Below are 17,683 nucleotides of genomic sequence, written 5' to 3'. Positions count from 1 at the left end.
TGGTACCGCGGGTGATAAACAGCTCCCGTCCCTGAGGGGACGGGAGCTTTTTGCGATCTTCTCGTTTTCTTTGACAAACGAGAGAGTTAAGGGAGGATACGTTCTCTATGAAATCGCTCACTGGACAAGAAATTCGCCGCGCATTCAAATCGTTTTTCGCAGCGCGCGGCCATCAGGTATTGCCAAGTTTTAGTTTAGTCCCGCACGACGATCCAACGCTTTTATGGATCAACGCTGGCATGGCGCCGCTTAAACCGTATTTTGATGGTCGTGAAATCCCTGAAATTCCACGCATTGTCGATGCGCAAAAATGCATTCGTACGAACGACATTGAAGAAGTTGGCCATACCGCTCGGCACCAGACCTTCTTTGAGATGCTGGGGAATTTTTCGTTTGGGGATTACTTCAAAAAAGAGGCCATCACCTGGGCATGGGAATTTCTCACGCAGGTGCTTGAGATGGAACCGGAGCGCATTTCGGTGACCATTCACGTCGAAGACGACGAGGCGTTTGAGATCTGGCACCGCCAGGTTGGACTGCCGGAAAACCGCATCTATCGCGGCACAGAGGACAACTTTTGGGAAATTGGTGAAGGCCCATGCGGCCCATGCTCGGAAATCTTTTATGATCGCGGAGAAGCGTTTGGTTGCGGTGCGGACGATTGTAAGCCCGGTTGTGACTGTGATCGCTTTCTGGAAATCTGGAATCTCGTGTTTACCCAGTTCAACAAAGGTGCAGACGGAGAGTATACGCCCCTGCCAAAGCGGAATATCGACACAGGCTCCGGACTCGAGCGCCTCGCTTCCCTGTTACAGGGCGTTGCCAACAATTTTGAAACCGATTTGTTCCGGCCCATTATCGATCGCACAGGCGAGATCGCGGGTCGGCGCTACGGGGAGTCAGACGAGGACGATATTCACTTCAAAATCGTCGCAGATCATTTGCGCACGGTGACATTTGCTATCGGCGATGGCGTGCTTCCCGGCAACGAAGGCCGCAGTTACATCATTCGCCGCTTGCTGCGCCGCGCGGTGCGCAGCGGGCGTCGGCTCGGCATCGAAAAGCCGTTTATGTACCAACTCGTCGCCGTCGTCGATGAGATCATGGGGGAAGATTACCCAGAGATCCGCGAGAAGAGAAGCCTTATTGAGCGCGTCGTCCGCACCGAAGAAGAGAGGTTCCACGAGACGCTGAGCGGGGGCGAGGCTTTGCTGTCCGAATTGATGGCCGAGCTTGGTGCAAAGAATGAGACGGTGATCAGTGGGACAGACGCCTTCCGACTGTACGACACGTATGGTTTCCCAATTGACTTGACCGTCGAGATCGCCAAAGAATCGGGCTTTACGGTCGATCGCGATGGCTTTGACGCGGAACTGGAGGCACAGCGGACGCGTGCCCGCCAGGCTCGGCAGGTGGCAGAGGGCATGCAGAGTCAGCGCGGTGCGCTAGAGACCATCGATCAGCCATCGAAATTTGTAGGTTATGAGGAATTGACCGTGGACGCGGAAATCGTCGCACTCGTACAAGACGGCGAGCGCGTCGATGGAGTCAGTGTCGGCAGCGAGGCGCAGGTCGTTCTCGACGTGACGCCATTTTACGCGGAGAGTGGCGGGCAAGTCGCCGATCGCGGCGAGATTGTCGGCGCGAGCGGGCGGGCGGAAGTCCTCGACGTGCGCAAAGCGCCTCATGGACAGAATGTGATGACGATTCGCGTCATCGACGGGTCTTTACACCAAGGCGACTCCGTGCGCGCCCATGTCGATGCAGACTTGCGTCGTGACACGGTCAAAAATCACACGGCTACACACCTCTTGCACAGGGCATTGCGCGAAATCCTTGGCACCCACGTCGCACAAGCGGGATCGCTCGTCGAACCAGAGCGGCTGCGCTTTGACTTTTCACACTTTGGACCGCTTTCGGACGAGGAGTTGGCGAAGGTCGAGGCTCATGTCAACGATGCGATTTGGCAAGATCACCATGTGGTGATTCGCGAAATGGACATCGACGATGCCAAGTCGCTCGGTGCGATGGCCCTGTTCGGCGAGAAATACGGCAAACGGGTGCGCGTCGTGCAAGCTGGTGAGAGCATTGAGTTGTGTGGCGGTTGCCACGTCGAGCGAACTGGGTTGATAGGCCAGTTCCTCATCGTCTCGGAGACCGGCATCGGCAGTGGCACGCGGCGCATCGAAGCCGTGACAGGGCGCCATGCCTACAGCGTGGCGCGGGAGCGTGAGGCACAGTTGCGTCAGGTCGCACAGTTGGTCAAAGCGACCCCGGCGACGGTGGTCGATCGCGTTGGGCGCGTGATTGAGGAGACGCGTGCACTGGAGCGCGAGTTGGAGTCCGCCAAGGCTCGGCTCAACCACGGCCGTGTCGCCGATCTTGCTAAGCGGGAAGAGAACATCTCTGGCGTTCCGGTCATTCGCGCGGCTTTAAGGGATGTCGACATGGAAGGGTTGCGCCAACTGATTGACGAGCTGCGCGTCGGGCGCGAGACATACATGGTCGTCCTCGGTTCCGTGCACAATGAGAAAGTTCAATTTGTGGCTTCGGTTTCCAAGGATCTGCAGGAAAAAGGATTCCATGCAGGCCAAATCGTCAAGCAGGTCGCGGCGATTGCCGGCGGTGGTGGCGGGGGACGCCCCGATCTGGCACAAGCTGGCGCACGCGATCCGGAGAAACTGGGTGCCGCGATCGAAAAAGTTGCGGAAATTGTGGAGGCCGTCGCAGGAGATCGGGCGGTCTGAGCCGAACTAAGGGACGAAGCTATTCTTGCGTCGGCTGACGCTCGAGCGAGGTGCGGGCTTTGACAAACCAGGATTTTGACAGCACGATGCGGTTTGAGACGAAATCGGAAAACGCCGAGGCGCGTCACGCTTTTCAGGTGGCGTATCGCGCCTTGAAGGAAAAAGGCTACAATCCGATTTACCAGATTGCCGGCTACCTGATTTCCGGAGATCCCGCATATATCACAAGCCACCTAGATGCACGCAACACGATTCGGCGGATCGAACGAGACGATTTAATTGAAGAACTGGTGCGGGCCTATGCCGCACTTCATGGCGATGCGGACTTTGGCCGTTGACTATGGTGAACGGCGCGTCGGGATAGCCCTGTCGGATCCGACAGGGCTTATCGCGTCGGCGTTGACCGTCATTCAACGTGAGACGGACGAACAGGTTGTCGATGTCATCGCTGGGCTGGTCGTGGAGCATGGCGTGGACCGGATCATCGTGGGCAATCCCATCACGATGAAAGGGGAAGTCGGCGAGAAGGCACAGAAAGCCGCTTCATTCGCGCAGCAATTGCGCGAACGAGTGAGTATTCCAGTGGAACTTTTTGACGAGCGGTTAACGACCGTCAGCGCGGAGCGGGCGCTGCTGGAAGGAGATGTACGGCGAAAGCGTCGGCGCAGCATCATTGATGCAGTAGCGGCGACGATTTTGTTGCAAAACTACCTGGACGCACATCGCTGAGGACATCTGGTTCTGGCTTGGACGGAAGGTGAAACAATGGCAAAGGAGGCGCGTCAGAGCTGGTTGGACAAGCGGTTGCGTCGAATCGCTCTGGCGCTCGTGATTTTCGTTGTATTTGTCGTCTGTATGGTCGTTGGTTGGTACCGCACGAGTCTTGCTCCGGTATCGTCGCGCACATCGCTTACAAAGGTCGTCGTGCACACAGGCGAAAGCGTCGGTGCCGTGGCCAGAGATCTGGCAGCACGGGGTTTGGTGCGCAGTGCAACGGCGTTCTCACTATATGGACGTTTACACGGCGCACTCGTCATCCAGGCCGGAACATATGCGCTGTCTCCGAACATGGGGATTCCGCATATTTTCGCGAAGCTGTCAGGTGGCGATGTCATTTCGGAAGCCGTGAACGTCACCATCCCAGAAGGCTACGATATCGCTGACATCGCAGCCACCCTGCAGAGAGACGGCGTCTGCACAGCGCCGTCGTTTTTGCGCGCCGTGCAAGCGAGCGATTATACGCAACCGTTTTTGCAACAACTTGCTGGTCGCAAGCAGATCCGTTACCGACTTGAGGGTTACTTGTTTCCAGATACATACCAATTTTTGCGCGGTGAGAATCCGCAGGACATCGTCAACGAAATGCTAAATGACTTTGCGACACGCGTGCTTACACCTGCCAACCTCAAGTTGATGCGAGCCCAGGGACTGTCTTTGAACCAGGTGGTCACAGAAGCGTCGCTCGTTGAAAATGAGGCCGAGGTTGAGCAGGAGCGGCCGCTTATTGCGAGCGTGATCGACAATCGTTTGCGGTTGCACATGCGATTACAAATCGATGCGACCGTTGACTATGCCATAGGGCATCACCTTGCAGTCGTGACCGATGCGGATATTATGGACGCAAAAAACGCGTACAACACATACTTGGTGACGGGCTTGCCACCCGGTCCGATTTGCAGTCCAGGTCTGGCGAGCATCGAGGCGGTGTTGCATCCGGCGCACACGCAGTATCTGTATTATGTTGCGAAGGGCGACGGCAGTGGAGAACACTACTTTGCCAAGACTTATGCACAGCAGTTGCACAATGAAATGTTGCGCGAGCAGAATTTACAGCATGCGCACAGCTAACGTTTCCCGAGAAATGATCACATAACAGACGCTCCTACTGGACATGGTAAAGTCAACCGGTGAAGGCTCTTTTTGCACCCTTCACGCGTGAGGCGATGTTATGCAGCGGTGGAGCGATACGCCGGCGTCCAAACGCCGGCTTTTGTTTATTCACGGGGTGTGGCTCGCAGCTATTCTTGCCCTTTCGCTCAAGTTGGTCGCGGTGATGGCGTGTTTGCGGCTGGGCCGTGGTATGGAGTCAAATCTCCATGGGGAGCGTTGGCGAATCGACATGGAGCATTTTCGCACGCAAGTGGTCGCGGATGGCCGTGGCGTGATTCGATTTCGCGATGGCACGCCATGGTTGCCAGCGAACCGTCCCGTAAGGAAGCGTGGCGTAGCCTTGGCTCCGGAATTGGTGGGGCGTGTGGGAAAGCCAGACGTTTGGCCGAACCCGCAGTTGGCCGTGCCCGAGGAGGGACGCGGTGGGCTTGAACAAGCTTTCGACGCCGTCCTGCGATCGCGTCGACCGGCGATGATCGGTCACTTGGATATGGCGGACGGTCGGCCTAATCCGTTATCTGGATATGCCGGAGGTTATGGTTTACTGCCAAGGCGCGGCGCCGATGTCGTGACAACGCTCGACGCCCACATGCAGATGCAGGCGGAGAAAATCCTACGCGATCGCGGTGTACGCCACGCCAGTATCGTCGAAATCGACTTGCACCACCGGGACGCTTTGGTCGTAGCTTCGGCGGCGCACGGCGTCCAAAGCGATGCTTTGACGGCCATCGCGCCGGGATCAGTGTTCAAACTGGTGGTGGCAGCGGAGGCTCTCGAAACGCATGTCACGCGGGCGCAGGAGATGTTTTCTTGCGATGGCTTGGCTCACCTACCACACGTCGCGATGCACTGTTGGCGGGTGCATGGTGTCGTTTCGCTGGTCGACGCCATCGCCCAGTCATGCGATGTGACGTTTGCCGAACTGGGTGTTCGTCTCGGCCAAACGGCGATCGAAAAAGCCGCTAGTAGGTTCGGGTTGTTGACTACAGGTCTGGCGGCTCTATCCGGATCGCAAGGGATCGTTCCTGAGGCGGCGCACGGCATCGTCTTCCGCCGCAACGGAGATGATCCTGGGCTTTTGGCGAATACGGCAATTGGTCAAGAGGATGTGCGCATGACGCCGCTTGCGGGTGCGCTTTTGGCAGCAACCGTGGCCTCTGGCGGCGAGTACAGGCCTGCGCGGCTCGTGCTCGGCTGGCGCGCTGGTCAGCATTGGGTGTCTGTGGCCGCACCGCCTGCCAAACGCGCTTGTGATCGCTATGCGGCTGGCGTGATCGGACAGGCGATGTGGCAAGCTGTGCACGACCCGCACGGGACGTTGTATGCCTTGCACACATTTGCAATCGCAGCAAAGAGTGGTACGGCGGAACTGGGGGGCGGCCGCGTCAACGCTTGGATAGTCGGCTATCGTATGACAGGAGGTCATCCGTCGGCTGCTTTCGCGATTACAGTACATGACGAGCCGAGCGCGAAAGCGCATCGGGACGTTCTGGCAATCGCCAAGGCATGGTTGGCATCACCAGCTTCTGTTATGATGAATGCATGAAACGACAGTTCGGAATTTCGCGTGTATGGGAGACAACCCAATCGGAGAAGTCGCGGCGATTTAGAGGCCGCGACATCGGGTTTTGGATGAGGCGGCTCGTGGGCGCAATTGTCATGTTGATTGTCTACTTGCCGCTTGCGCACGGTTCGTTTGTCCTCCGCACCTTATACGATGTTCTGATTTTCGGACAATGCGCCATGATCCTTGGGCTTGTCGACGTGCGCAGTCGACGCTGGGCCCCTTGGGTGACGGGTGGCGCGTTGGCGCTCGTCGCGGCCTTAGTGATATTGGGAGACCAGCCGTTACACCACGCGACGGACGCCTTATGGCCGCTGTTAGGTTGGCTTGCCTCCGCGATGGACGTGATCGATCCGCTGTTGACCATTTTGTATGCCTTGGTGAGCTTACTCGTCGTGCTGACGAGCGGCATGTCGCCTATCCCCGCGGCGGTCGAGGGATTTGCCCTTGTCGTGCTCTTCTTTGGCGTGCGCGCTGGGGCACTGCGACGCCGCGAGCACGAGCATGTTGTACACGCGTACGCCATGTTGGCCAGGGAGACGGAAGCGGCGGTGCGCCTCGAGGCAGATGTCGAGCGTTTGCGGTTGGCGCAGGATATGCACGATGGGATTGAGCGGCAACTGACATCGCTGATCGTCCAATTGGAGGCGATGCGCACGGCTTCCCACACAGGCCGACAAGACGACGCGGCCCGGCTGTGTGACGAGGCAGTTGCAGAGGCACGCCAGGCTCTTACGGAACTCAGGCGTACAGTCACGGTCATGGGCGATTCCATGGAACATGGTATCGATTGTGGGTTCCTGCGCAATGTGGTGGAGAGTTTCGAGCGTAAGTTCCAGATTCCATGCACATGCAGTATGTCCCTAGCCATCGACGAACTACCGACAAGTATCGCGGCGACACTCTACCGCATCTTGCAAGAATTGCTGACCAACGTAGCGAAACATGCAGAAGCCGACAGAATTGACGTGCGTTTGTATCGCGAAAACAGTAGCGTGGTGCTTGAGGTGACCGATCATGGCGTGTTCCGGGATGTGGCAACTTTGGAGGAGGAGGCTGGCATGCGCTCCGTGCGGGAACGATGTCTGTCGCACGGCGGCAGCTTGACGTTGGCGGTGGCGGGCGATCACGGTATGCGCGCGACGGCGATTTTACCATTGGTAGCGAAAGAGGCGAGATGATGACGACTCCATCGCGGCGTCTCGTCGAATCGTAGCAGAAATTCTGTCCAGCTCGCATACAGTTAGCAGCGTCACACCCGACAACGGTCGACCGGAGGTGGGCGTTCTGTCTGGTATTTTGACGCTGCTGGCACTTGTGCTCAAGGATGTTTCAGTCTTTGTTTCATATGTAAAGAATGGCGCCTTTCCTCAGCCTCTGTCTGCTGAGGAAGAGCGGGAAGCCATCGCCCGCCATACACAGGGCGACACATCTGCTCGCAACTTGCTTATCGAACACAACTTACGTCTGGTCGCACACTTGGCCAAAAAATATGAATCGTCAGGCGAAGATCAGGAAGACCTTATATCCATTGGCACCATTGGGCTCATCAAGGCCGTAGAAAGTTACAGTACCGACAAAGGCACGAAGCTGGCGACTTATGCCGCACGTTGCATTGAGAATGAGATCCTGATGTATCTGCGGAGCACAAAAAAGCATCGCCGGGACGCATTGCTATCGGATCCCATTGGCACCGACAAGGACGGCAATGAGATGACCTTAGCAGACTTACTGGGTTCCGACCCTGACGAAGTTGTCGATACAGTGGATTTGTCATGGGAGAAGCAAAAGATGTACGAGTGTTTGCCGATGCTGCCCGCGCGAGAGCGAGAGGTTTTGTGCAAGCGTTTTGGCCTTCCTGACGGAGAAGAGCGCACGCAACGTGAAATCGCAAAGGAATTGGGGATCTCGCGCAGTTACGTATCGCGCATTGAACATCGCGCCCTGGGCAAATTGTATGAGAATATGCGCAGTGGCAAGCCCTCGCAGTCCGATTCACCTGTGTAAATGAGGACGTTTGCAGCCAAGCTGTCTGTACGGGCTTCTGAAGCCTAAGCGGACGGTTTGGCTGTTTTGCAAACTATGCTTTTTGTGGCGGCTATGCTATCATGTCTTACCGTCATATGTGAACGGCCTTAGAATTGGGTGAGAATTGTGGGAGTTTTGTCTCGGCTCATGCCGGACGAGTATGTGCGTTCCATTTACGAAATCGACTTAGAAGACCTTTGGCGCCGGGGAAAGCGACTGATCCTGACCGATCTCGACAACACCTTGGTGCCCTGGAATCATCCACAGGTGCCTGAGAAACTTGCGGATTGGCTGAAAATGGCGCACGCCAAGGGATTTCATGTCTGCATCGTCTCGAACAACGGCGAGGCACGGGTCGATGCTTTTGCCAGAGCCTCTGGATTGCCTGCCGTTGCTGGCGCTCGCAAGCCGAAGTCGACAGGTTTTCGCATGGCTTTGGAGAGATTCCAACTCCCACCGGAAGCTGCCGTGATGGTTGGAGATCAGTTGTTTACAGATATTCAAGGAGCCAATCGGCTTGGCATGTACAGTATTTTGGTCCTGCCACTGGATCCTAAAGAGTGGTGGGGTACGAAAGCGGTGCGCATGATGGAGCGCGTCGCCTTGATGATGTTGCGCAGCCGTGGACTCAAGCGCCCACATGTCGTGCGCGTTGGGAGGTCGGAAGATGGTCGCTGAGATTGTTTGTCTCGGGTGCGGTGCGCCCTTGCAAAGCACGGACGAGGACAAGCCTGGTTACGTTCCTGAAAGCGCCGTTGGCAAACCGGATGTCTTGTGCAGGCGATGTTTTCGAATACGCCACTATGGAGAATTTCTTCCAGTGACTGTCGATGAATCGACGTATCAGGCGCAAGTCGCGCAGATCTTCGAGCGACCTGGCCTCGTCCTTTATGTGGTTGACGTGTTCGATCTCGCTGGCAGTCTCGTACCGAATCTGGCTCGCTTTGTTCTCAACAGCGAAGTTGTGGTTGTCGTCAACAAAGTCGATCTGCTGCCAGAACGCGTACAGTACACGCGCCTGGCCGATTGGATTCGTGAACAGGTGGAACGCACCCGCGTGCCGGTCAGCGATGTTTTGTTTGTCAGCGCCGAAAAGCAGCTTGGGATCGAACAAGTGCTTGGTCTGGTCGAGTGGGAAACGGAACGACCCGTTTACGTGGTTGGTATGGCAAATACGGGTAAGTCGACACTGCTGAATGCCATTGCTGGTAGGCTCAGCGACAAAAAGGCTCCGTATACGGTGTCTCGTCGACCCGGGACGACATTGGCTCTGTCCCGGCTCGAAATCACTGGTCGTCACGGGAGGATCGAGCTATACGACACGCCGGGCCTGGTTCACGAAGCGCGCGTCATTGAACGCCTGTGTGTCGATTGCCTGCGGATCGTCGTTCCGCAAAGTCGCTTACGTCCCCGCGTGTACCAGCTCAATCCAGAGCAGACGCTGTTTTTGGGCGGGATTGTCCGGTTGGATTTTGAACGGGGAGATAGACAACCGATTGTCCTGTATGTCGCAAACGACTTACCGGTTCACCGCACAAAGCTGTCTCGCGCGGATGAGATTTGGGAGCGGCATCAGGACGATATCCTGCAAGTACCATGTGCCGCATGTCGCCCAGACTTTGCGAATCGCCGTAGCATTCGCCTACAGCGCGTGCGCCGCGGCGAACCGTCTGCACGTGGAAGCCTCGCCATCTCGGGGCGTGGCAGCGATATTGTGATCCCGGGACTCGGCTGGATTGCGCTGTCTGGACGGCCCTTTGACGGCGAGTTGAGCGTGCCGGCATGGCTTGGGCCGAGTTTGCGTCCGCGTTTGGTGGGCGACCTGTCGCGGCGCATGGAGGCAGACGCGCAAAGGGGAGAGGAACGATGAAGCTGTTCGGGGTGCTTGGCAACCCGGTTGCCCATTCCTTGTCGCCCGCGATGATGAATGCAGCCTTTACAGCCGAGGGTATCTCGGCGGTCTATGTGCCATTCCGGGTCGAGCCAGAAGACTTAACTGATGCGCTGCGCGGCCTGAAAGCTCTTGGTGCCGTCGGCGTGAACGTGACCATTCCGCATAAACTCGGGGCTTTTGCTTGGGTGTCGGAGCGCACAGAAGAAGCGGAACTGGTTCAAGCTGTAAATGTCGTCCGATTCACATCCTCAGGCGCCGTCGGGCATAACACGGACGTCAGTGGTTGGTGGCGGTCCGTCGAGCACGCGATGCCACAAGAGCCGTTGCGCGTCGTTGTCCTCGGTGCTGGCGGCAGTGTCCAGGCCATTCTTGCGGCACTTTCCATCCATCGCGCTGGGATAGACGTCGGGATCGCCGCGCGGCGAGCGGAGGCAGTTTTGCAGTTGGACAAGCAATTTGGCCATCGGTTGCATCTGCGTCACGTTGCGTGGGCGGATCGACATCAGGCGGTTGCTGATGCCAATGCGGTGATTCAATGTACGCCACTAGGCATGTGGCCGAATGCCGATACGTCCCCAATCGACGATCCTACAGTATTTAGCCCTGGTCAACTTGTGCAGGACATTGTGTATCGGCCACTTGAGACGACGTTTTTGAGGATGGCGAAGGAAGCGGGAGCGACGGTGGTCGACGGCGCCTCGATGTTGATTTGGCAAGGTGTCGATGCGTATGAGTGGTGGCTTTCGCAAAAGGCCCCGGCCCAGGTGATGGCGGATGCGGTGTATAGCGCGCTCAACAAGGAGCGAGGGGCACAATGAACCGCGAAAATGGGGTGTGGTATACTGAAAGCGACTTAAATCGATCGCAAACGAAGCCACTGCCCGCGACGTCAGCCAAAAAGGTGTTGCTGTTTGGTGGCACCTTTGATCCACCGCATGTAGGTCATTTGACGATGGCGCAGCTTGCCTATGAGCAAACGGGTGTTGATGAGGTCTGGTTTCTGCCCGCCCCCAGTCCACCGCATAAAGCGGACATTGCGGATGACACGTTTGCATGGCGGGTCGCCATGGTTTCGGCCTTGCTACATGATAGGCCGCATTTGCGAACGATGCCGCTGGAGGCGAGACTGCCGCGCCCGTCGTACACGATTGATACAGTCAAAGCATGTAAGAAATGGTACGCGGGCGTCGACTTTATGTTTTTGCTGGGCGCCGACAGTCTAGCACACCTGCCGACATGGAGTGGCGCAACTGCCCTATGTAGCCTGATTCCGTTTGTTGTGGCGGCGCGTGAAGGGTATCCCATTGCGCAGACAATGGCCAAGGTGCGGAAGGCGTTGCCAAATTTGCAGGTCGGCGTGATCGAAATGCCGTTACTGGACGTGTCGTCAACGTGGTTGCGAGAGCGTTTGGATCGCGGGCAAGATACGTGTGAGCTTGTTCCAGAGCGCGTGCTTGACGTCTGGTGGCAAGGGCCGAATGGAGTGGCGAAGGATGGCGGAGATCAAGCTTGATCGTTTGCTTCAGGATTTGCGAAGACAACTGTCTGACGTTCGTTTTCGCCACGTCGAAGGCGTTGTGCAAACAGCACGGGATTTGGCCGATCGCTTCGGGGTTTGCCCAAGCAAAGCGGAAGTAGCTGCCTGGTTGCACGATTTTGCGCGCGAATGGTCGAAGGATCGGTTGTTGCGGTACGTGAAAGAACATGCAATTTCGCTGCCGGACGAGTGGCTTACGGTACCTCTGTTGTTACACGGACCGGTCGCTGCGCATATTGGAAAACAAACGTATCAAATTGAAGATGAAGAGATACTCGATGCAGTGCGCTATCACACCACGGGCCGGCCCAACATGACGGATCTGGATCTGGTGTTGTTTGTTGCGGATGCCATCGAACCGAATCGTTCGTATCCAGGTGTCGAGGCCGTGCGGGCGGCACTGACAGACGGGCTGGCAAACGCAGCGCGGGCCAGTCTCGACAACACGATTACCTACTTGATTGCCACCGGCCGCCCTCTTGGATTACTTGCAGTGGCGGCACGCAACTCGCTTCTTGAGCGAGGAGTGTAACACGATGGCCAATGCTTGAGGAGGCATGTGCATGCAGCAGACAATCGAGCAAGTCGCCCGTCGCGCGGCGACGGCTGCACAGGACAAAAAGGCGACCGACGTTCTCGTGATGAACGTGCAAACCTTGACACCGATGGCCGACTACTTCGTCATTTGCTCGGCGTCGTCGCGGCCTCAGGTAGAAGCCGTAACACGCGCCATCCGCGATGATTTAGGCGAACTTGGCGTCACATGTAAAGGGGTCGAGGGTCTCGAGGAAGCGCGCTGGGTCCTGCTCGATTTTGGCGATGTGGTCGTGCATGTGTTCAGGCCGGAAGAGCGCGAATTTTATCACATTGAACGGCTTTGGGGCGACGCAGAAGTGCTGCCGCTCGAAACGTCGAATGGTTGATGGCTGTGTTGTATGATGCGTTTGCAGACGTCTATGATGCGCTCATGGCCGATGCGCCTTACGCAGAGTGGCAGGCGTTTTTAGAAGAACGCTATCGCCTTGACAGCCTGGATATCGCGGATATCGGTTGTGGCACCGGTGTTTTGACGGTTGAATTGGGACGTCAGGCCCGCTTTTGCATCGGCGTTGATCAATCCGAAGCGATGTTGAGTATTGCACAGGAGCGGGCGATGGCCGCAGGAGCCCGCATTGTCTGGTTGACGCAGGACATGCGTGAGTTGCGGCTTCCTCGCCCGGTCGATCTCGCTATCGCCACGTGTGATGTGTTGAACTATTTAACGTGTGAAGATGACTTGCGCCAGGCGTTTCGCGCGATTGCAAATACACTACGCAACGGCGGGGTATTTGCGTTCGATGTCATCGGCCCTGCTCGGTTGGACATGTTGCAACACGGGTATTGGCACCAGGTTGATGACGACGTCGTTTTGCTCCACGAGACCGACGTGCAAAGGGATTGGGTACGACACGAAGTTGTGGCGTTTGCCCGCGTGCAAGAGGTCGCTGGTGAGCCGTTGTATCGACGTATTGAAGAACGGCACCAACAACGTTATTATCCACTCGCACAGGTGCAAGAGGCTTTGGCAGCGGCTGGATTACAGTTGATTGAAGCAACAGGGGATTTTGGCAGGCAATCCGTAGAAACCGCTGATAGACTTGTGTGCCGGGCGGTGCGTCCATAGGCGCGCCGTCTTTTTAGGACTTTTCACTGCCCGCCTGAAACTCGAGAAATGCGGCAAGCGCATCTGGGTTTTCCTGAAAAAACACCACGAGTGCTTGCAGGGATTCAAGCGTCTTGGGACTGACGTGATGTTCAATGCCTTCCACGTCTTTTTGCAATGTTTCTTCTGCGACGCCGAGCATACGCAAAAATTCCGCCAACATAGCATGCCGTTCCTTCATGAGCCGGCCCATCTTATGCCCACGAGCAGTAAGCACAATCCCCCTGTATTTTTCATAGCTGACATACTCATTCTCATCCAATTTTTGGAGCATTTTCGTAACGGAGCTGGGCTGTACAGCAAGGGAGTTCGCAATGTCGGACACGCGTGCGTACCCTTTTTCGAGGATCAGTTCATAGATTTTTTCCAAGTAGTCTTCCATACTGGGTGTAAGCAAACAGGATACCTCCAATGCGGTCACCCATGATTCTACACGACATATCGAAACTCCGGCAAATGGTTTCCTACGATAGCATATTCGCATTCAGTCGACCCGTTCTTCAAAGTTTAAACGAATCTAGTGTTCAGGCAACAGGCGATACCAGCCTCCGCCGCGAATGATGAAGCAACAGTTCGAAAACGATTCGCACGGAGGGATGGACATGCAACATCGCCATCTCTGGCTCGTGGAGCCGGAGCCGGAACACGACCGTGAAGCATCTGAAAAATACAGGATGGTGCAAATTGGTTTGCGCCCGCTTAACAGGTGGTGGCGCGTTGTTGGCGTGCTGATGGTCGCACTGTGCGCTGCTGGTCTAGGTATCTTCTTTGGCCACAGCGCGAATCCGAAGGGATCGGTGAACCTCGGCACGAAAGTTCCTGGTACGTCTTTACAAGCTCGTGTTCGCACAAATAACGCGACAACTGCCAATGACGGGCTGGCGCCCGGTACGATTGAGGTCGATGTGCATGGTGACGTACGTCGTCCTGGTGTTGTCCAGGTGCTGTCGACTGCGCGTGTCGGAGACGCTATCCGGGCGGCAGGTGGCTTTCTTCACGCTGCGGACGCAGCCACTGTCAACCAAGCAGCTTTACTCTGGGATGGCGAAGAAATCGATGTCTTGGCAAGTGCACCAGCTGGCGGAACCGGCGATGGCACATCCGCTTCCCAGATATCGGGGGTTGCTCGAGGATTGGGCTCGCCAACGCCGATGCGTATTGATGTCAATACGGCCGATGCAGCAACTCTAGAAACACTACCCGGCGTCGGCCCAAAGCGGGCCGCAGAGATCATTGCTTACCGAACGGCGCATGGCCCATTTGTCAATTTGCAGAGCCTTGGGCAAGTGCGCGGGATCGGTCCAAAAACCTTGGCCAAGTGGCAGAGCTTGCTTAGCTTTGGCGTTGGATCGCCAGCCGGCGGGGCGTGAGTAGCCCTTGAGACGCTCGGTCGTTGCATGCAGTTGTGCATGGTTATGGATTGTGGCGGAATGGTTGTCATATCGTTGTGTAAACTGCGTGCAGGCCGTATGGGTGGTATGCTGCTCCGCCGGTATCGGTGCGGTGTTGGGGCTGCTGTTCCAGTTGCGACACAAAAGCTACGGACTGAAGCTGGTGTTGGTCATCGTCGCGCTGGCGATCGGCGCATGCACTTATGGACTCACATATGTTCGCCTGTGCCCTGGCCGTCCAGCGGTCGAGCCGGGTGTCTACACAACGCTGACAGGCGTGATCGAAAGTGTAACGCAAAAGCAAAGGAATACGGAGTTATGGTTAGAGGTAACGAGTGAAGGGGAACTGAGGCAGCCTTGTCGTTTTCGCGTACTGGCACTTGTTCCGGTTTCTACGGTTTGGCAAACTGGTCAGCGTGTACGGGTAAACGGCATCTATGTATGGTCGGTTTCGAGAAAACAAGGTGTGCTCGATGCGCTTGCACCATTTTGGTTGTTTCGTGGAAACGCCTATCCCATGGCAACGGGGCATGGTTGGTTCACGGATACGGGTACCACGGCATTGGCGGCTATGCAAAAGACGGTGTCGACGAACCGGGTGGCGAGTGCAACGTTGGCCGAATCCATCGTGATCGGAAAGTCCGCACCTATTGCCGATACGACGCAATCGGCGTTTTTGGCGGCGGGTGTGGCGCACCTGCTCGCTGCCAGTGGCGCCAATGTCACCTTCGCATTGCGCCTCGCCCTTCTACCATGGCGGTTTGCGGCGCGAGCAGCCGGTCGCTGGCGGAAAACGGCGCGATGTGTATATGCGCTTGCCGTGATTTGGGTTTTCGCCGCGCTGTGCGGGGGAACACTTTCCATCATTCGTGCCGCCTTTGCCGCCTCGTATCGGATCCTCGCAACAAGCCTAGGCAGATCGGCCGGTGGCGGGGTTACGCTGACAGCATCCTGTCTGTTGTTCGCTATTGCCTTACCCGCAGACTTCACGCAGCCGAGTACGTTGTTGTCGATGTTTGCGACATTCGCCGTGTGTGAGGCGACAGATTTGGTTGAGGTGTCGCACGTACGAGGTCAAGCACCAAACTCATCGCCTGCATGGTACCCCCTTCCAAAAATATTAAATACATTGTGGCGCACTATGTTCCATTCCATTATCACGAGTCTTGTCGTGGATGCGTATCTGTTACCCATCGTTTGGTGGATGTTTGGCCAGTGGACACCGTATAGTGCTATTGCGACCGTGCTTTTAGAACCTATGGCTGCTTGGTTGCTGCCCCTGACCGTCCTTTGGGCAGCTCTATCCCTATTCGCGTCTCTAGTGGCACAGAATACGATTTTGTTCGATCTCGCGCATGCATGTGGTATCCTCGACACAAACTTGGTGTCCATTGTTATGGCTATCGTACGGACAATCGCCCATTGGCAATGGAGTCTCGTCCAAATGCCCCCATTGCCTCTGCCTGCGGCTTTGCTCTGCGTGATCGCGATGGCATGCTGCAGACGCCTGCACCTGCCGTACATAGCGAATCGCAGATTGCGTATACAGAGTCGTGTAAATCGACAAACGATATGATATGATTTTGCGTTGGAAGATGTTCGGTCTTGTCGCCGTGTCGGATCGGACAATCGGGCAACAGAAATCAAGGACACTGGAACTGGAGAGGACGAGCATGAGCAAAATCGTAATTGTCGGCGCAGGCTATGCAGGAATGATGGCCGCCGCTCATCTGGATCGGGAAGGCATCCCGTTTACCATCGTCAACAACCACGACTATCACTACCTCACCATCCTCCTGCACGAGGCTGCTGGCGGTCGTGATGACGGTGAAAAGTATGCCATTCCCATCAAAGAAGTTCTGCGCAAAGACACCTCGGAATTGGTTGTTGCAGAAGTGACAGGTATCGATAAGGCGAATCGAGTCGTGAAGACGTCAACTGGAGATATTTCGTACGACTACCTCATTTACAGTCTTGGGTGGGTGTCGGAGTACTTCGGCATTAAAGGCCTGAAAGAGTACAGCTTGAGTATCACCAACCTCGATTCGGCTATCGAGATTCGCAAGCATATCGATAATCAGTTCCAGCTCTATACGCAGGACGGCGACGAACGTCATCTGCGCATCGCTCTTGGCGGCGCCGGTTTGACGGGTATCGAGCTCATGGGCGAATTGCTTGACTATCTACCGAAGCTCTGCAAGTCGCTGAACATTCCTTGGGAAAAGGTTGACCTGCAGTGCATCGAAGCGATGCCTACCATTTTGCCGATGGTGGCCGAACATCTGCGTCCATTCGTCGTGGAGACGTATACCAAAAAAGGCGGTAAATTGCGCACGGGTACCAAGATTAATGAAGTGACAGAGGGCGTCATTCATCTCGATGGCGGCGAAACGGTTGAAGCTGGTACGATCATTTGGACGGGTGGTGTCCGTGCGAATCCGTTGTTGTCCGAGTCTGGCTTCACGGTTGATCGCCGCGGTCGCGCGAAAGTCAATGAATTTATGCAGTCCGTTGATGACGAAGTGATTTTCATCGCTGGTGACAGTGCATGGGCCGAGGATGCAAATGGTCGTCCATATCCGCCAACAGCGCAAAATGCTGAGCAGATGGGTGCGCTGGCTGCGAAAAACATTCTGTTGCGCGAGCGTCGTCGACCCATGGAGCCGTTCCATCCGCGCGATTGGGGCACGCTCTGTTCGTTGGGAGCTGAAGTGGGCGTCGGCAGCTTCATGGGCGTACCCATCAAGGGCGTCATGGGTGCACTTGCGAAGGAAGGCAGCAAAGCGAAGTACCTTTGGGAACTTGGCGGCATGCGCCTCGCGGGTAATCGCAGCAAGTATGTCATGAAACTCTAATCGCTGTAACTTAGCTTTTCATCTGTCGCTTCGATTTCAATATGTGCCTTCCTGGGTCAGGTTGTATACTGGTGC

Annotated in this window: 18 protein-coding genes and 1 other annotated feature (1 of these 19 cut by a window edge); of the genes, 17 read left to right on the top strand and 1 reads right to left on the bottom strand. The window is 56.2% G+C overall.

The window, feature by feature from the left end; translation table 11 throughout:
* Positions 1 to 36 (top strand) — a binding site (T-box leader) (it extends 176 nt beyond the left edge of the window).
* 71 nt (positions 37 to 107) lie between these two features.
* From alaS to BLU70_RS07350, 14 genes are all read left to right on the top strand, one after another.
* Positions 108 to 2,747: an alanine--tRNA ligase gene (gene alaS, locus BLU70_RS07415; RefSeq protein ID WP_074692989.1), complete on the top strand. Its 2,640-nt coding sequence runs from the start codon at positions 108 to 110 to the stop codon at positions 2,745 to 2,747.
* Positions 2,748 to 2,806: 59 nt separating this feature from the next.
* Entirely contained in the window at positions 2,807 to 3,085 is a 279-nt protein-coding gene (locus BLU70_RS07410; protein ID WP_006445506.1) for an IreB family regulatory phosphoprotein, read from the top strand.
* Positions 3,048 to 3,476, top strand: a complete 429-nt coding sequence (gene ruvX / locus BLU70_RS07405) for a Holliday junction resolvase RuvX (RefSeq protein WP_237716360.1) — start codon at positions 3,048 to 3,050, stop codon at positions 3,474 to 3,476. The genes BLU70_RS07410 and ruvX overlap by 38 nt, the downstream gene beginning before the upstream one ends.
* Positions 3,477 to 3,512: 36 nt before the next feature.
* Complete coding sequence (mltG, locus tag BLU70_RS07400; protein ID WP_006445510.1) at positions 3,513 to 4,595, top strand: endolytic transglycosylase MltG; 1,083 nt, start codon at positions 3,513 to 3,515, stop codon at positions 4,593 to 4,595.
* 100 nt (positions 4,596 to 4,695) lie between these two features.
* Complete coding sequence (locus BLU70_RS07395) at positions 4,696 to 6,183, top strand: penicillin-binding transpeptidase domain-containing protein (protein ID WP_074692986.1); 1,488 nt, start codon at positions 4,696 to 4,698, stop codon at positions 6,181 to 6,183.
* Between the two features lie 98 nt (positions 6,184 to 6,281).
* Entirely contained in the window at positions 6,282 to 7,382 is a 1,101-nt protein-coding gene (locus BLU70_RS07390; protein WP_052012159.1) for a sensor histidine kinase, read from the top strand.
* A gap of 106 nt (positions 7,383 to 7,488) precedes the next feature.
* Positions 7,489 to 8,208: an RNA polymerase sporulation sigma factor SigK gene (sigK, locus tag BLU70_RS07385; protein WP_040288370.1), complete on the top strand. Its 720-nt coding sequence runs from the start codon at positions 7,489 to 7,491 to the stop codon at positions 8,206 to 8,208.
* Positions 8,209 to 8,376: 168 nt separating this feature from the next.
* The gene (locus BLU70_RS07380) at positions 8,377 to 8,907 is read left to right on the top strand and encodes a YqeG family HAD IIIA-type phosphatase (protein ID WP_052012160.1); all 531 of its coding nucleotides are present in this window, start codon (positions 8,377 to 8,379) and stop codon (positions 8,905 to 8,907) included.
* The gene (yqeH, locus tag BLU70_RS07375; RefSeq protein WP_074692983.1) at positions 8,897 to 10,099 is read left to right on the top strand and encodes a ribosome biogenesis GTPase YqeH; all 1,203 of its coding nucleotides are present in this window, start codon (positions 8,897 to 8,899) and stop codon (positions 10,097 to 10,099) included. The genes BLU70_RS07380 and yqeH overlap by 11 nt, the downstream gene beginning before the upstream one ends.
* Complete coding sequence (gene aroE, locus BLU70_RS07370; RefSeq protein ID WP_006445518.1) at positions 10,096 to 10,941, top strand: shikimate dehydrogenase; 846 nt, start codon at positions 10,096 to 10,098, stop codon at positions 10,939 to 10,941. Before yqeH ends, aroE begins: the two co-directional genes overlap by 4 nt.
* The gene (nadD, locus tag BLU70_RS07365) at positions 10,938 to 11,636 is read left to right on the top strand and encodes a nicotinate (nicotinamide) nucleotide adenylyltransferase (protein ID WP_006445519.1); all 699 of its coding nucleotides are present in this window, start codon (positions 10,938 to 10,940) and stop codon (positions 11,634 to 11,636) included. The genes aroE and nadD overlap by 4 nt, the downstream gene beginning before the upstream one ends.
* Entirely contained in the window at positions 11,617 to 12,192 is a 576-nt protein-coding gene (yqeK, locus tag BLU70_RS07360) for a bis(5'-nucleosyl)-tetraphosphatase (symmetrical) YqeK (protein ID WP_040288293.1), read from the top strand. Before nadD ends, yqeK begins: the two co-directional genes overlap by 20 nt.
* Positions 12,193 to 12,223: 31 nt before the next feature.
* A complete protein-coding gene (rsfS, locus tag BLU70_RS07355; protein ID WP_006445521.1) occupies positions 12,224 to 12,583 on the top strand; it encodes a ribosome silencing factor in 360 nt (119 codons plus the stop codon).
* A complete protein-coding gene (locus BLU70_RS07350) occupies positions 12,583 to 13,323 on the top strand; it encodes a class I SAM-dependent DNA methyltransferase (RefSeq protein WP_083341198.1) in 741 nt (246 codons plus the stop codon). Before rsfS ends, BLU70_RS07350 begins: the two co-directional genes overlap by 1 nt.
* Positions 13,324 to 13,336: 13 nt before the next feature.
* Here BLU70_RS07350 and mntR read toward each other — a convergent pair whose 3' ends face one another.
* Positions 13,337 to 13,744 carry a transcriptional regulator MntR gene (gene mntR / locus BLU70_RS07345; RefSeq protein ID WP_006445523.1) on the bottom strand — a complete coding sequence of 136 codons (408 nt, stop codon included), beginning with the start codon at positions 13,742 to 13,744 and terminating at the stop codon, positions 13,337 to 13,339.
* 220 nt (positions 13,745 to 13,964) lie between these two features.
* Here mntR and BLU70_RS07340 point away from each other — a divergent pair, with 220 nt between their 5' ends.
* The 3 genes from BLU70_RS07340 to BLU70_RS07330 all read left to right on the top strand — a co-directional run bounded on the left by BLU70_RS07340 (position 13,965) and on the right by BLU70_RS07330 (position 17,608).
* Positions 13,965 to 14,732, top strand: coding sequence for a ComEA family DNA-binding protein (locus tag BLU70_RS07340; protein WP_244885139.1), 768 nt, complete (start codon positions 13,965 to 13,967; stop codon positions 14,730 to 14,732).
* Positions 14,733 to 14,820: 88 nt separating this feature from the next.
* Complete coding sequence (locus tag BLU70_RS07335; RefSeq protein WP_074692978.1) at positions 14,821 to 16,329, top strand: ComEC/Rec2 family competence protein; 1,509 nt, start codon at positions 14,821 to 14,823, stop codon at positions 16,327 to 16,329.
* A gap of 97 nt (positions 16,330 to 16,426) precedes the next feature.
* Positions 16,427 to 17,608, top strand: coding sequence for an NAD(P)/FAD-dependent oxidoreductase (locus BLU70_RS07330; RefSeq protein WP_237716361.1), 1,182 nt, complete (start codon positions 16,427 to 16,429; stop codon positions 17,606 to 17,608).
* Positions 17,609 to 17,683: the final 75 nt, after the last annotated feature.

It is taken from the genome of Alicyclobacillus hesperidum (assembly GCF_900107035.1).
GTDB classification, from domain to species: domain Bacteria; phylum Bacillota; class Bacilli; order Alicyclobacillales; family Alicyclobacillaceae; genus Alicyclobacillus; species Alicyclobacillus hesperidum.
Note: the sequence above shows the minus strand (reverse complement) of the source record. Positions and strands in the feature narration are given on the sequence as shown.